The sequence below is a fragment of the Pseudomonas sp. IPO3747 genome (assembly GCF_013385245.1).
In the GTDB taxonomy this organism is placed as follows: domain Bacteria; phylum Pseudomonadota; class Gammaproteobacteria; order Pseudomonadales; family Pseudomonadaceae; genus Aquipseudomonas; species Aquipseudomonas edaphica.
Genome location: NZ_JACAQL010000030.1, coordinates 1 through 14,085 on the forward strand (window position 1 = coordinate 1; position 14,085 = coordinate 14,085).

General features: G+C 61.0%; 11 protein-coding genes. 4 read left to right on the forward strand and 7 right to left on the reverse strand.

Translation table 11 applies throughout. The annotated features are described in order from the left end of the window. Positions 1–61: 61 nt before the first annotated feature. From HX790_RS28220 to HX790_RS28235, 4 genes are all read right to left on the reverse strand, one after another. On the reverse strand, positions 62–3,196 hold the full coding sequence (locus HX790_RS28220; RefSeq protein ID WP_176992559.1) for a CusA/CzcA family heavy metal efflux RND transporter: 3,135 nt from the start codon (positions 3,194–3,196) through the stop codon (positions 62–64). Positions 3,197–3,214: 18 nt separating this feature from the next. Then, complete coding sequence (locus HX790_RS28225) at positions 3,215–4,321, reverse strand: efflux RND transporter periplasmic adaptor subunit (protein ID WP_099549204.1); 1,107 nt, start codon at positions 4,319–4,321, stop codon at positions 3,215–3,217. Between the two features lie 18 nt (positions 4,322–4,339). Then, a complete protein-coding gene (locus HX790_RS28230) occupies positions 4,340–5,560 on the reverse strand; it encodes a TolC family protein (protein ID WP_176992560.1) in 1,221 nt (406 codons plus the stop codon). A 111-nt stretch (positions 5,561–5,671) separates the two neighbouring features. Then, positions 5,672–6,577 (reverse strand): cation diffusion facilitator family transporter, encoded by a 906-nt coding sequence (locus tag HX790_RS28235; protein ID WP_176992561.1) that lies wholly within the window; start codon positions 6,575–6,577, stop codon positions 5,672–5,674. A gap of 216 nt (positions 6,578–6,793) precedes the next feature. Here HX790_RS28235 and HX790_RS28240 point away from each other — a divergent pair, with 216 nt between their 5' ends. Beyond that, positions 6,794–8,164, forward strand: a complete 1,371-nt coding sequence (locus tag HX790_RS28240; protein WP_017134523.1) for a gluconate:H+ symporter — start codon at positions 6,794–6,796, stop codon at positions 8,162–8,164. Between the two features lie 3 nt (positions 8,165–8,167). Here HX790_RS28240 and HX790_RS28245 read toward each other — a convergent pair whose 3' ends face one another. After that, positions 8,168–9,457, reverse strand: a complete 1,290-nt coding sequence (locus HX790_RS28245) for an MFS transporter (protein WP_176992562.1) — start codon at positions 9,455–9,457, stop codon at positions 8,168–8,170. Between the two features lie 186 nt (positions 9,458–9,643). Here HX790_RS28245 and HX790_RS28250 point away from each other — a divergent pair, with 186 nt between their 5' ends. Continuing rightward, the gene (locus HX790_RS28250) at positions 9,644–11,062 is read left to right on the forward strand and encodes a short-chain fatty acid transporter (RefSeq protein WP_074854380.1); all 1,419 of its coding nucleotides are present in this window, start codon (positions 9,644–9,646) and stop codon (positions 11,060–11,062) included. 33 nt (positions 11,063–11,095) lie between these two features. Here the strand turns inward: HX790_RS28250 and HX790_RS28255 are convergent, their stop codons facing one another. After that, positions 11,096–11,440 (reverse strand): DUF86 domain-containing protein, encoded by a 345-nt coding sequence (locus tag HX790_RS28255; protein WP_138453168.1) that lies wholly within the window; start codon positions 11,438–11,440, stop codon positions 11,096–11,098. After that, on the reverse strand, positions 11,437–11,727 hold the full coding sequence (locus HX790_RS28260; RefSeq protein ID WP_017134527.1) for a nucleotidyltransferase family protein: 291 nt from the start codon (positions 11,725–11,727) through the stop codon (positions 11,437–11,439). Before HX790_RS28260 ends, HX790_RS28255 begins: the two co-directional genes overlap by 4 nt. Positions 11,728–11,958: 231 nt before the next feature. Here HX790_RS28260 and HX790_RS28265 point away from each other — a divergent pair, with 231 nt between their 5' ends. Continuing rightward, a complete protein-coding gene (locus HX790_RS28265; RefSeq protein WP_017134528.1) occupies positions 11,959–12,279 on the forward strand; it encodes a hypothetical protein in 321 nt (106 codons plus the stop codon). Between the two features lie 101 nt (positions 12,280–12,380). After that, positions 12,381–14,081, forward strand: a complete 1,701-nt coding sequence (gene acpA, locus HX790_RS28270; protein ID WP_099549199.1) for an acid phosphatase — start codon at positions 12,381–12,383, stop codon at positions 14,079–14,081. Positions 14,082–14,085 lie beyond the last annotated feature (4 nt).

Genomic DNA, 14,085 nt, shown 5'->3' on the forward strand with positions numbered 1-14,085 from the left:
AAGCCGATCCCCTGTGGGAGCTTTGGTGATTTCATTACCAAGCCCGCTCAGCTCATACGCATCATTCCTCCTTGCGATGCGCCCACTGGTACAGCGCCGGCAGCACCAGCAAGGTCAGCAACGTAGAGGAAATAATTCCGCCGATCACCACCGTCGCCAGCGGCCGCTGCACTTCGGCGCCGGTGCCGGTGGCGAGTGCCATGGGGATAAATCCAAGTGACGCTACCAGCGCCGTCATCAACACCGGGCGCAAGCGCGTCAGAGCGCCTTCGTTGACCGCCAGCGCTAACGAGCGGCCTTCTTCACGCAGGTTGCGGATAAAGGCAATCATCACCAGGCCGTTCAGCACCGCCACACCGGACAACGCGATAAAGCCCACGCCTGCCGAGATCGATAGCGGAATATCGCGCAGCCACAACGCCATGATGCCACCGGTCAAGGCGAACGGAATCCCGGTAAACACCAGTAAGCCGTCCTTGAGGTTGTTGAACATCATAAACAGCAACCCGAACACCAGCAGCAACGCCACCGGCACTACGATGCGCAAACGCTCGGAGGCTTCCTTCAACTGTTCGAACTGGCCGCCCCAGGTAGTCCAGTAACCGGCGGGCACCTTCACCTGGGTGCTGATGGCCGTCTCGGCCTCTTCGACAAACGAGCCAATATCACGCCCACGCACGTTGGCGCTGACGATCACCAGACGCTTGCCATTCTCGCGGCTGATCTGGTTCGGGCCGAGCACCAGGTCCAGGCTCGCCACTTGGGACAAGGCAATAAAGCCCAACTGCCCCGCCGCACTGCCGGCCAACGCCGGCACCGGAATCAACAGCCGCGCCAAGCCTTCGATATCGGTGCGCAACGCGTCGGATAACCGCACCACCATGTCAAAACGCCGGTCGCCTTCGTACAACGTACCGGCCTGGCGTCCACCCACGGCCACGGCAATGGTGTCCTGCACATCACCCACGTTCAGGCCAAAACGTGCGGCCTTGTCACGGTCGATATTGATCGTCAGCACCGGCAGGCCGGAGGTCTGCTCCACCTTCACCTCCGAGGCGCCATCAAACTTTTGCAAGGTCTCGGCGATTTCCCCGGCGGTCTTGTTGAGCACCGCCATGTCATCGCCAAATACTTTCACTGCCACATCGCTGCGCACCCCGGAAATCAGCTCGTTGAACCGCAGCTGAATCGGTTGCGACAGTTCATACGCACTGCCCGGCACAATCGCACTGGCGCGCTGGATATCGGCAATCAGCGCCTCGCGGGACTTCTTCGGGTCTGGCCATTGGTCCTTCGGTTTAAGCATCACGTAGCTGTCGGAAATGTTCGGCGGCATCGGGTCGGAAGCGATTTCCGCCGTGCCCGTGCGCGCAAACACGCGCTCGATTTCCGGCACTTGGGCGATCAGTATTTTTTCCAGCTGCTGCTGCATCTGCACCGATTGCGACAGGCTGGTGCCGGGTACGCGCAAAGCCTGTTGGGCGAAGTCGCCTTCACTGAGGCTGGGGATAAATTCGCTGCCCATGCGACTCGCTACCGCGCCCGAGGCGACGATGGTCAACACCGCCAAACCGAACACCAATGAACGGCGCGTCATGACCCAATCCAGCACCGGCGCATAGACCCGACGTGCGGTGCGCATCACCAGGTTTTCTTCTTCCTTGACCTTGCCGGTCACGAACAGCGCAATCGCGGCGGGCACGAACGTCACCGACAGAATCATCGCGCCCAGCAGCGCAATCACCACGGTAAACGCCATGGGATGGAACATCTTCCCGGCCACGCCAGTGAGGGCGAAAATCGGCAGGTAAACCACCATGATGATCAACTGCCCGAAGATCAGCGCACGCCGTGCTTCCTTGGCCGCCGCGAACACTTCATGCAGGCGCTCGCTGCGCGTTAATAACCGCCCATGTCGCTGCTGCGCATGGGCCAGACGGCGGATCGCGTTTTCGACGATCACCACCGCGCCGTCGACGATAATGCCGAAGTCCAGCGCGCCGAGGCTCATCAGGTTGGCGCTGACTTTGTTGGTGAACATGCCGGTAAAGGTGAACAACATTGCCAGCGGAATCACCATCGCCGTGATCAACGCCGCGCGGATATTGCCCAGGAACAGAAACAACACCGCGACCACCAACAGCGCGCCTTCGAAGAGGTTTTTCTTCACCGTGGCGATGGCTTTTTCCACCAGGTTGGTGCGGTCGTAGACCGTCACGGCGACCACGCCGGCGGGCAGCGAACGGTTGATTTCCTCGAGTTTCTTCGCCACCGCCTGGGACACGGTGCGGCTGTTTTCGCCGATCAACATGAACACCGTACCCAGCACCACTTCACGGCCGTTTTCGGTGGCCGCGCCGGTGCGCAACTCGCGGCCGATTTCGACTTGCGCCACATTGCGCACGCGGATCGGCGTGCCGTCCGAGGTCGTGATCACAATGTTGGCAATATCATCAATCGACGCCACTTGCCCCGGCGCACGGATCAGCAATTGCTCGCCACTGCGCTCGATGTAACCGGCGCCGACGTTGGCATTGTTGCGCTCCAGCGCCGTGACCAGATCACCCAAGGTCAGGTTGTAGGCCGCCAGGCGCTTGGGATCCGGGGCTATCTGGTATTCCTTGGCGAAACCACCGATGGTGTTGATCTCGGCCACGCCCGGCACATTGCGCAGTTGCGGCTTGATGATCCAGTCCTGGATCACGCGCAGGTCGGTCGGCGTGTAGGGCGTGCCGTCATCCTTGCGCGCGCCGTCTTCGGCCTCGACGGTCCACAGGAAAATTTCGCCAAGGCCGGTGGAGATCGGCCCCATCGCGGTTTCGATGCCCAACGGCAGTTGCCCGCGTGCCACTTGCAGGCGCTCATTGACCAATTGCCGGGCGAAAAACAGGTCGGTGCCGTCTTTGAAAATCACCGTCACCTGGGACAACCCCGAACGCGACAGCGAACGCGTCTGCTGCAAACCCGGCAGCCCGGCCATGGCGGTTTCAATCGGAAAGGTAATGCGCTGCTCGGTTTCCAGCGGCGAAAAACCGGCCGCCGCCGAGTTGATCTGTACCTGCACGTTGGTAATGTCAGGCACCGCGTCGATGGGCAACTTCTGATAGCTGGCGATGCCGACACCGGCCATCAACAGCACCGCCAGCAGCACAATGATGCGCTGCTCGATGGCGAATTGGATAAGGCGCTCAAACATGGGGAATCACTCGCAGGATCAATGGGCGTGCTCGGCCGAGCCTTTACCCAGTTCGGACTTGAGGATGAAGCTGCCGACAGTGGCCACCTGCGCCCCGGCCTCAAGGCCCTGGCGCACTTCGACGTAGCCGTTTTCGCTCACACCGAGTTCGAGGTGACGGGTGATAAAGCCTTGCGCAGTGCGCACAAACACTGAGGGTTTGTCCTCGACGGTCTGGATCGCGGTTTCTGGCACGGTGACCTTGGCCTGGTAGGTATCGGTGGCCAATTGCACCGTCACAAACAGGCCCGGGCGCCAGGCGTCATCGGGGTTGGGCACGGTCACGCGCACGGTGGCGGTACGCGTCTGCTCGCCAAGCAGGTTGCCCACATAGGCCACGGTGCCCTGCACCTGCGTGCCCATTTCCGTGGAGGTGACCTTCACCGGTTTGCCGACCCGGACCTTGTTCAAATCCTTGGGAAACACACCGAAGGTGATCCACACCTGGGACAGGTCCGAGAGCGTGAAGGCGTTGCTGGTCTCGCCGACCACCTCGCCGACGCCGAGGTGTTTTTCCACCACTACGCCGGCGAACGGCGCACGCAGTTCATAACGATTGCCACCGACCAGGACCGCGCTGCCGCTGAGGGCAGTCATCTTCTGGCGCGCATTGTTCAGGGCGATTTCGGCCTCTTGCAAGGTCTGACGCGCCAGCAGGTAATCCTGTTCGGCGGAGATTTCGTCCTTCCACAATTGGCGCTCGCGTTGGAACGTAGTTCGCGCCAATTCGACCCGGCGCTCGCTGGCCGCCAGCTCGCTGCGCTGGTCGGAAATCTGCTGGCTGGAGATGACCGCCAACAGCTCGCCTTTCTTCACCGACTGGCCAAGGTTGACCTTCACCGCCTCCACCACACCGGCCGCACGCGGGACGATGTGCGAGGTACGGTCCTCGTCGAAACGCACTTCCCCCGGCAGCGTCAGCACTGTACTGATCGAGCGCGGTTGCGCCTGGGCGAGTTGGATACCGGCGGCCTGGATCTGCTGTTCAGTGAGTTCAAGCGCGCCTTCTTCTTCATCGGCGGCGGCAAAACCAGAAAGCATCAGGCCCAGGGCGACAGCGAGCGCCACGCCATGTGTATGTTTCATAAAGGACTCCAGAAGAAATCAAAACCGGGCGAGGTCGCCGTAAATTCGTTCGATGCGCACCCAGGCATCGGTGGCCTGGGCGGTCGCCGTGAGGTATTGGGTGCGTGCGGCGATCAAGGTGCGCTGGGCGTCGAGCACGTCGAGGAAGTTGAACTTGCCCATCTCGAAGCCACGGGTGGCGCTGTCCACCGCGCTTTGGGCGGCGGGCAGGATCTGTTGGTTGAAGGCGCGCACTTCGGTATCGGCGGTTTGCCACAGGTCCAGGGCCTGGCGGGTCTCGGTGCGCAGGCGCAGTTCGACAGCGTTACGCAGGTCGCGGGCCTGGTCGGCGCGGCGGCTGGCGGCAAGCACATTGCCCTGGTTACGGTTGAACAACGGGATCGGCATGGACACACCCACCACGTTCACACGTTCACGCACGCTGGCGTCGTACTGGCTGCCGATCGACACGTCGAGGTCGGGAATTCGCTGGGCTTTTTCCAGGCCCACGCTGGCCTCGTTTTGCTGAATTTGCAGTTCAGCCAGGCGTAACTCGGTGGTTTGCTCAAGGCGCGCCAGCAGTTGTGCCGAGGGCGGCAACGGTGGTGCGGATTGGCTTTGCGTGGCGACCGCCTGGAAATCAGGGTTGGCGCTGCCGGTGCTGGCGGCGAGGCGGCGGTAGGCATCCGTGAGGCCGATCTGTGCGCGGTTGAGTTCCAGGCGGATCTCCGACAACTGCACCTGGGCGCGAGTGGCTTCTACCGGCGACGATTTGCCGGCTTTGACGCGGCCATTGGCGACCACCAGGCCGCGCTCGGCCAAGGCCATTGAGCGTTGCGCCAGGTCGAGGCGCTCCTGGGCACGCAGGGCGCCGTAGTAGCTGTCGATCACATCGGCGCGCAGGCCATTGCGCCGCTGCTCAAGGGTCAACGCGGCGGCATCCTGAGCGCGTGTTGCCACATCAATGCGCGCACCGCGTTTGCCGCCCAGTTCCAGGGTCTGGCTGAGTTTGATGGTGGTGGTGCGCGAGTTGCGGCGGGTGTCTTCGGCATCCCAGGAAGCCACTGGGTTGGGGATCAAGCCCGCCTGCTGGCGGCCGCCTTGGGCAATGTCGATTTCCCATTGCGCGGCGGCCAGGTCGGGGTTGTTGGCGAAGGCGGTTTGCAGGGCTGAATCAAGAGTCAGGGTTTGCGCCTGGGCAGCGTTCGCCGCTACCCACAACGCTGCGCCCCCCCAAAATGTTCTAAACGAAAGTGCCATAACGAGAGTTCCACGCCCATGAATTCGCTGAGGTTTACCAGCGGGGGCAATGTAGCTTTCGCGACTTATCAGAGCGGTGGAGCAAAGATTACAAATCCGAAAGGCACAGCCTCAAGCGTGCACCTCGTCAGGGTCGTCGTGATGAAAACCTTCGCCTTCGACCTGCAAGGTGACGTGGGGAATATCGAACTGTTCGTGCAGCAACTCCGTCACCCGCGTGAGGATTTGTTGCTCAGTGCCTTGGGACGGATCCGCGACCAAATGCGTGCTGAGCACATTCTTGCCGCTGGTCAGCGCCCAGATATGCAGGTCGTGTACGTCCTTGACTCCAGGCACGCTGCGAATGGCCTGCTCAACCTGATCGATATCCATGCCGTCCGGCACGCCTTGCAGCAGTACGTTCATGCTTTCCTTGAGCAGCGTCCAGGTGCGTGGCAACACCCAGAAACCAATCGCCGCCGCCACCACGGAGTCGACCCAGCCCCAGCCGGTAAACATGATGACCACCGCCGCGATGATCACGCCGATAGAACCGAGCATGTCGCTCCAGACTTCCAGATAAGCGCCCTTCACATTCAGGCTTTCACCGCTGGCAGCACTGAGCAGGCGCATGGAGATCAGGTTGACGATCAGCCCCAGCACCGCAATCACCAGCATGCCGGTGGACTGGATTTCGGCTGGCGCCTGCAGTCGTTGATAAGCCTCGTAAAGGATGTAAAACGCCACGGCGAACAGCAGCAGCGCATTAAAGGCCGCCGCCAGGATTTCGAAACGCGCATAACCAAAAGTGCGCTTGCGGTCGGCCGCACGCTTGGCGACCTGAATGGCCACCAGGGAAATCGCCAGGGCCAGGGCGTCGGTCATCATGTGCGCGGCGTCGGACAACAACGCCAGGCTGCCGGTGACAAAAGCGCCAATAACCTCGGCAATCATGAAGCTGCCGGTCAGCCCCAGGGCCATCCATAACTTGCGTTCGTGGCCGGCGCGTACTTGGGCGTGGCTGTGTCCTGCGCTCATGGCATGTCCTCGTGGTGTGTAGTCCGTTGATCATAGAGCTATAGGCCAAATTCCCGCGCATACCTTGCAAACTTGTCACTCGCCCGCCAGCTCATCGTTAGATTGATCGCACCAAAATCGCCCATGCATGCGCTGCGGCATTTCTATCAGGTATGCTTTTCGAGCAGGAAACAAAAAGAAACAAATTAGCCAACCTGTTCGATAAGGAGTCCCGTTTTGGAGTTATCGACTGCCGCGTGGATGGTTCACGACACCCGCCTCATGTTTTGTGTTCTGCTGGCCATCGCCAGCATCATTGTGTTGATCAGCGCCACCAAACTGCCGCCGTTCCTGTCGATCCTGATCGGTACGTTCATCGCCGGTGTGGGCGCCGGGCTGCCGCCGGAAGAAGTCGCCAAAGCCTTCAGCAAAGGCGCCGGGGCGATCCTCGGTGAAGCCGGGATCATCATCGCCCTGGGCTCGATGCTCGGCGCGCTGATGGCCGAATCCGGCGCGGCCGACCGCATCGCCACCACTTTGCTCGGGTTGGGCAAAGGCAAGTCACTGCCGTGGGTGATGGCGCTGGTGGCCATGGTGATTGGATTGCCGCTGTTCTTCGAAGTCGGCCTGGTGATGATGGTGCCGATTATCTTCGTGATGGCTAAACGTTCGAACCAGCCATTGCTGAAAATTGCCATCCCGGCGCTGGCGGGCATGACCACCCTGCACGCCCTGATGCCACCGCATCCGGGGCCGTTGATTGCGGTGGGCGCGTTGCACGCCGACCTGGGCCTGACCATGTTGCTGGGCTTCTGCCTGGCGGTGCCGGCAGTGATTCTCGCTGGCCCGCTCTATGGCAACTGGCTGTCCAAGCGCCTGCACGTGGATGAGCCGGCCGACATCGGCGCGCTGTTCAGCGCACCGCCCAAGGCGCCACGCCAGCCGAGCTTCGGTGTGTCGCTGCTGATCATTTTGTTGCCGGTGATTTTAATGCTCGGCAGCACCTTGGCCAAAGTCGCGTTGCCACCCGAAAGCACCGTCGGCCTGACCTTGAAGTTCCTCGGTGAACCGCTGATTGCCCTCGGCCTGGCCGTGATCGCTGCCGTCATCTGCCTGGGCTGGGCCGCCGGCATGCCGCGTGCCGAAGTCGGCAACACCCTGCGCAAAGCCCTCGCGCCCATCGCCGTGTTACTACTGACCATCGGCGCCGGCGGCGGCCTCAAGCAAACCCTGCTGGACGCCGGCGTCAGCCAGACCATCAGCAAGGTCGCCGAAGGCGCGCACATGCCGTATCTGCTGCTGGCCTGGCTGATCGCCGTGGCCCTGCGCCAGGCCACCGGCTCGGCGACAGTTGCTACCACCACTACGGCGGGCATCCTCGCGCCGATGATGGCCGGGCTGGCCGCGACCCAGAGTTCCTTGGTTGCACTGGCGATTGGCGCGGGCTCGGTGTTCTTTTGCCACGTCAACGACGCTGGGTTCTGGATGGTGCGTGAGTATTTTGGTTTGCAGCTGAAGCAGACGATTTGGGTGTGGTCGGTGTTGCAGACCATTGTTTCGGTGGTCGGGCTGGTCGGTACGCTGCTGCTCTGGCACTTTTTGACCTGACCCTCAGGCGGCCAAGGTGTGGCGCTTGCCAAACAGCGCCACACTCGCCACGCCCACCGCGCCCATCACCACGCAATACCCCACGCAAATCCACGGGCTGGTCGGCATCAACGCGATCAACAGCAGTGGCGTCGTACTCGCCCACAGTGCGTAAGCAATGTTGTAGGTGAAGGAGATTCCCGACACCCGCACCTGCGCGGGGAACAGGCCGACCATCACCGACGGCACCGCGCCCACCACGCCGCAACTCAAGCCCGCCACGGCATACGCCGCGCCCAGCCACACGCCGCCACTGATCAGGCTGGCATACAGCACCGCAATGCCCACCGGCAGCAACAGGCTGTAGACCAGCACTGCGCGCCAGGCGCCGATGCGGTCGACCAGCAAACCGGCAAGCACGCAGCCGATATTCAGGAAGACGATGCCCAGCGCACTTAGGGCGAAGGTATGGCTGGGGCTCATGCCAAAGGTTTTTTGCATCATGGTGGGCGTGATGACCACCAACACCACGACTGCCGAGGTCAGGACACAGGTGAGAATCATCGCCGGCAGCAACACCGCGCGATGGTCGTGCAACACCGTGCGCAACGGCATTTCAGCGGCGTCCTGGCGGCGAGCCTGCATTTCGAGGAACACCGGGGTTTCGCTGAGCCAGCGGCGCAGCCACACGCCGATCACACCGAACACGCCGCCGAGCAGGAACGGGAAGCGCCAGGCGTAGTCGAGGATTTCGGCGGGGGTGAAGATTTGCGCCAGCAAGGTGGCCGTGAGTGCGCCGAGCAGGTAGCCGAAGGTCAGCCCCGCTTGCAGGAAGCCCAGCGCGTAGCCTCGGTGGTGGCGCGGTGCGTGTTCGGCGACGAAGGTCCAGGCACTCGGCACTTCGCCGCCCACTGCGGCGCCTTGCAGCACGCGCAGGGCCAACAGAATCAGCGGGGCGAAATAACCGATTTGCGCGTAGGTGGGCATGATCCCGATCAGCAGGCACGGCAAGGCCATCATCAGGATGCTCAGGCTGAACACGCGTTTGCGCCCCAGGTGATCGGCGAAGTGCGCCATCAGAATGCCGCCCAGCGGGCGCGCCAGGTAACCGGTGACGAAGATGCCGAAGCTTTGCAGCAGGCGCAGCCATTCGGGCATTTCCGGCGGGAAGAACAATTGGCTGAGGGTCAGCGCAAAGAACACGAAGATAATGAAGTCGTAGATTTCCAGCGCGCCGCCGAGGGCGGCCAGGCCCAGGGTTTTGTAGTCGGAAGGGGAAAAACGCTGCGCCCGTGGGGAAAAGGTGGCAGTCATGTAAAGGCTCGGCAGACAAACAAAATGGCGTGCAGGTTATGAGCTGCGCCCAGTGATGGCAATCGCGACAGATATATTTGTTTTCCTCATGGATCGATGAAGATAACTGCATTCCCATATCAATGCCCGTAGCGGAACATGCCGTAAAACTGCCAACACCCATAATAAATACAAGAGGAAAGACTCGTGGCCGATGCTATCGAAGAAAGCCGCTATGCCCGATTTGCCCTGCGCTGTTCCAACTTCGCCGAACGCTGGTTTCCGGATTCCTGGGTGTTTGCCGCACTGGCGGTGATCATTGTTGCCGTGGCGACCCTGGGCATGGGCGCCGCGCCGACCGAAGCCGCCAAGGCCTTTGGCGACGGGTTCTGGAGCCTGATCCCGTTCACCATGCAGATGGCCTTTGTGGTGATCGGCGGGTATGTGGTGGCCAGTTCGCCTCCCGCCGTGAAGCTGATCGACCGTCTGGCACGTATCCCCAAGAATGGCCGCTCGGCCGTGGCGTGGGTCGCGTTGATTTCCATGGTCGCCTCTTTGCTCAACTGGGGCTTGTCCCTGGTGTTTGGCGGTTTGCTGGTACGCGCCCTGGCCCGTCGCACGGATTTGCGCATGGATTACCGCGCCGCCGGGGCTGCGGCTTATTTGGGTTTGGGCGCAGTGTGGGCACTGGGGCTGTCGTCGTCGGCGGCGCAGTTGCAGGCCAACCCGGCCAGCTTGCCGCCGTCGATCCTGTCGATCACCGGGATGATCCCGTTCACCGAGACCATCTTCCTGTGGCAATCAGGCGTGTTGTTACTGGCGCTGATCGTGGTGTCGCTGATCATCGCCTATGCCACCGCACCCGGCCCCAATAGTGCGCGTGATGCCAAGGCCTGTGGTGTCGACCCGGCCTTCAATATGCCCAAACCACAACCGCCGACGCGTCCGGGCGAATGGCTGGAACACAGCCCGCTGCTGACCATCCTGCTGGCCTTGCTGGCGGCTGGCTGGTTGTTCCATGAGTTCTCGACCAAACCTGCGATCAGCGCGATTTCGGGGCTTAACACCTATAACTTCCTGTTCATCATGGTCGGTGCGCTGCTGCACTGGCGTCCGCGCAGCTTCCTGGATGCGGTGGCGCGTGCCGTGCCGACCACCACGGGCGTGCTGATCCAGTTTCCGTTGTATGGCTCGATCGCCGCGTTGATGACCGTGGTGAAAGGCGGTGACGGCCAGACCCTGGCGCACCATATCTCGTTGTTCTTCACCTCCATCGCCTCCCACGACACTTACGCGCTGTTAATGGGCGTGTACTCGGCGGTGCTGGGCTTCTTTATCCCGTCGGGCGGTGGCAAGTGGATTATTGAAGCGCCTTACGTGATGCAAGTGGCCAATGACCTGCAATACCACCTGGGCTGGGCGGTGCAGATCTATAACGCGGCTGAGGCACTGCCGAACTTGATCAACCCGTTTTATATGCTGCCGCTGCTGGGCGTGCTGGGGCTGAAGGCACGGGATCTGATCGGGTTTTCGTTTGTGCAGTTGCTGGTGCACACGCCGCTGGTGTTGTTTCTGTTGTGGGCGCTGGGGACGACGTTGAAGTATTTGCCGCCGGTGATGCCTTAAACGACCCTGACTGCGCTTGTTGCACAGGCGCAGTCAGGCTGGAACCACAGGAAGGCGATGCAATAGATCAGGCAACGCCTCCTGGATCGTGTCCCAAACCACATCGAGGTTGATATCGAAATAACCGTGGGCAATCCGGTTGCGCATCCCGCGCATGCTACGCCAAGGGATCTGCGGGTGACTCGCAGCGAAATCTGGATGCTGATCCATGATTTTTGTTGATGCCTCACCAATGATGATCAGACTCATGACAACTGCTTGTTGAGTACGTCTGTCTTCCAGAAACTCTTCTTTGTTCAAGCCGTCAACAAATGTGATCGCATCAGCGGTGGCTTGCCTTATGTGATCCAAGTAGTCCCCGAGGCGATTTACTGTCATACCGGGCGTGCCTCAGCCAACACTTTTGCGCGAAACTTCAGTGGTAAATCGCCAGGCGTCAGCAGGTCCACATTGACCCCGAGCAGATCCTCCAGCTCTACCTGCAATCCACCAAGATCAAAAAGCGTGGTCCCCGGCGGAGCATCTACCAGCAGATCAAGGTCGCTACCTTCTTGATCGGTACCCAGCAAGACAGACCCAAACACCCTTGGATTTGAGATACGGAAACGCCCCACCACCTCTCTGACGGCGGCCCGTTTTAGATCAAGGGCGATTGAAGGTTTCACGGTTCACCTCGGTGGCATCCATTATTGACGCAGTTTAGCAGTGCCAGGGTGTGTGTATACATGCCCGATTTCTTACATCAACCTCGTCATTGCGTCACATTGCATTGCTAATTCCCTGGCCAGATGTATCGGGCTTTCCCACTTATTGCAGTGACAGCCTCTGACTTCCCTCCCTCGCGCCTTTGATTAACCTGCCTTGGATTACCACCCACAAACACCAAGGAAAATCCGATGACGCCCCTGTCCAAATCACTGGAAGAGTTGATCAATGATATTTACAAGGACGACCACGTGTCGTTCGTCGAGTACACGGCTCTGCGAGACGATGCCGATCGGCGTATGGCTGCCGTCGTCAATGAGTTTGGCCTGCACAATAACGTCACAGCCTTCCAAAAAGTGATGGACGTGGCCATGCAGCTTTTGCAAACCACGGTCATCGATGCAAAAAAAGCCAAGCTGACCGACACGGGTGAGGCCATCGTCAAGGATGCGCTGACGGCTCAAGTGGAGTACTTGCGCGCGGGCAGCCAACTGGCACTGCACTTGCTGTGACCACCCTTTAGCTTTCTAACCGCTGTCTTCGTTCCGTCACATTGCATTGCTACCGTCCTGCGAAATATCTTGCAACAATCAGCCAGCAGGAACGCCCAGCAATGAGTGACGAGCACGAAGACCGCCCTTCTCCCGATTCCGTAACCCAACCGCCCGTGGACACCAGCCGTCGGCGTTTCCTCGGGGGCGCGGCGGTGCTGGGGGTTGGTGCGACCTTGAGTGCTTGCGGCAATACCAGCGAGCCTGCGGGCAAGCCAGAGGTGCGGCCGCTTACACCGCAAGAGCTGGACAAGGCCTTGCACGAGCAGGTGAAGACAGTCGTGGTGATCTACGCCGAGAACCGCAGTTTCAATAACCTGTTCGCAGACTTCCCTGGCGTGGAGAAACCACTGTCGGCGCTCTCCGCAGCCGACGTGCAGCAACGTGACCGTGATGGCAGCCTGCTTAGCACCCTGCCACCGGCCTGGGGCGGCGTGTTGCAAGTCGGCCCGCAAAGTGTGGACGGGGTGACTTACCCCAGCGAAGTGCAATTCCAGGAAAACCTGCCCAACGCGCCATTCGCCCTCAAAGGCCCGAATGCCGAGGACCTGCCTTTGAGCCTGGTCACCCGTGATTTGTGGCATGTGTTCTACCAGAACCAGATGCAGATCAATGGCGGCAAGAACGACAACTTTGTCGCCTGGGCCGATTCCGGTGGCCTGGTGATGGGGTACTACGCCCAGAGTCGATATTCCCTGCGCTTGTGGGACGTGGCCAAGGAGTTTGTGCTGTGCGACAACTTCTTCCAGGGCGCTTTCGGTGGCTCGTTCCTCAACCACCAGTACCTGATCAGCGCCACCGCGCCGTTTTATCCGAATGCCGCACAATCGGTGGCCAAGGCGCAAATAGCCACGCTGCAAAGCGATGACCCCACCGACCCGCGCCTCAAGCCGCTGGACAAGTCCCCGGCCAGCGCCATGACCGGCCCGCCGCAGTTCGGCCCCAGTGCCTTGACGCCGGACGGTTACGGCGTGAACACCCTGGCACCGCCATACTGGCCGACCTGGATCCGCGACCCGCAAAACCCGGACTATTCCAAGCCCGATCTGCCCAACGTGCTGGTGCCGCAAACCCACGAACACATTGGCGACAAACTGTCGAAAAAGAACGTCGATTGGGCCTGGTACGCCGGGGCCTGGCAGGCGACGCTGGACCAGTTCAAGGACTCGGGCGGCATCCCGAAGATTCCGAACTTCCAGTACCACCACCAACCGTTCAACTACTTCAAGCAACAAGGCCCGCAAAACCGTGCTGAGCGCGACAAACGCTTGCGTGACGGCGGTTTGGGCGATGATTCCGGCACCAACAAGTTCTTCGCCGATGCCCAGGCCGGCAAGCTGCCCGCCGTGACGTTCTACAAGCCCCAGGGCAACCTGAACATGCACGCCGGCTACGCCGATGTGGCCTCGGGCGACCGCCATATCGCCCGCGCCTTGAAAGTGCTGCAAGAAAGCCCGCAGTGGAAAAACATGGTGGTGGTGGTCACTGTCGATGAAAACGGCGGCTGGTGGGACCACGTGGCACCGCCCAAAGGCGATCGCTGGGGCCCGGGCACGCGGGTTCCGGCGTTGGTGGTGTCGCCGTTTGCACGCAAAGGCACGGTGGACCATACGGTTTACGACACCGCGTCGATCCTGCGTTTGATCACCCGCGTGTTCCAGTTGGAGACACTGGACGGCCTCAAGCAGCGCGATGACGCGATGATCGCCCGCGGCCAGAAGCCCATGGGCGATTTGAGCAACGCCTTGCAGTTCAACCGGTAGGTTT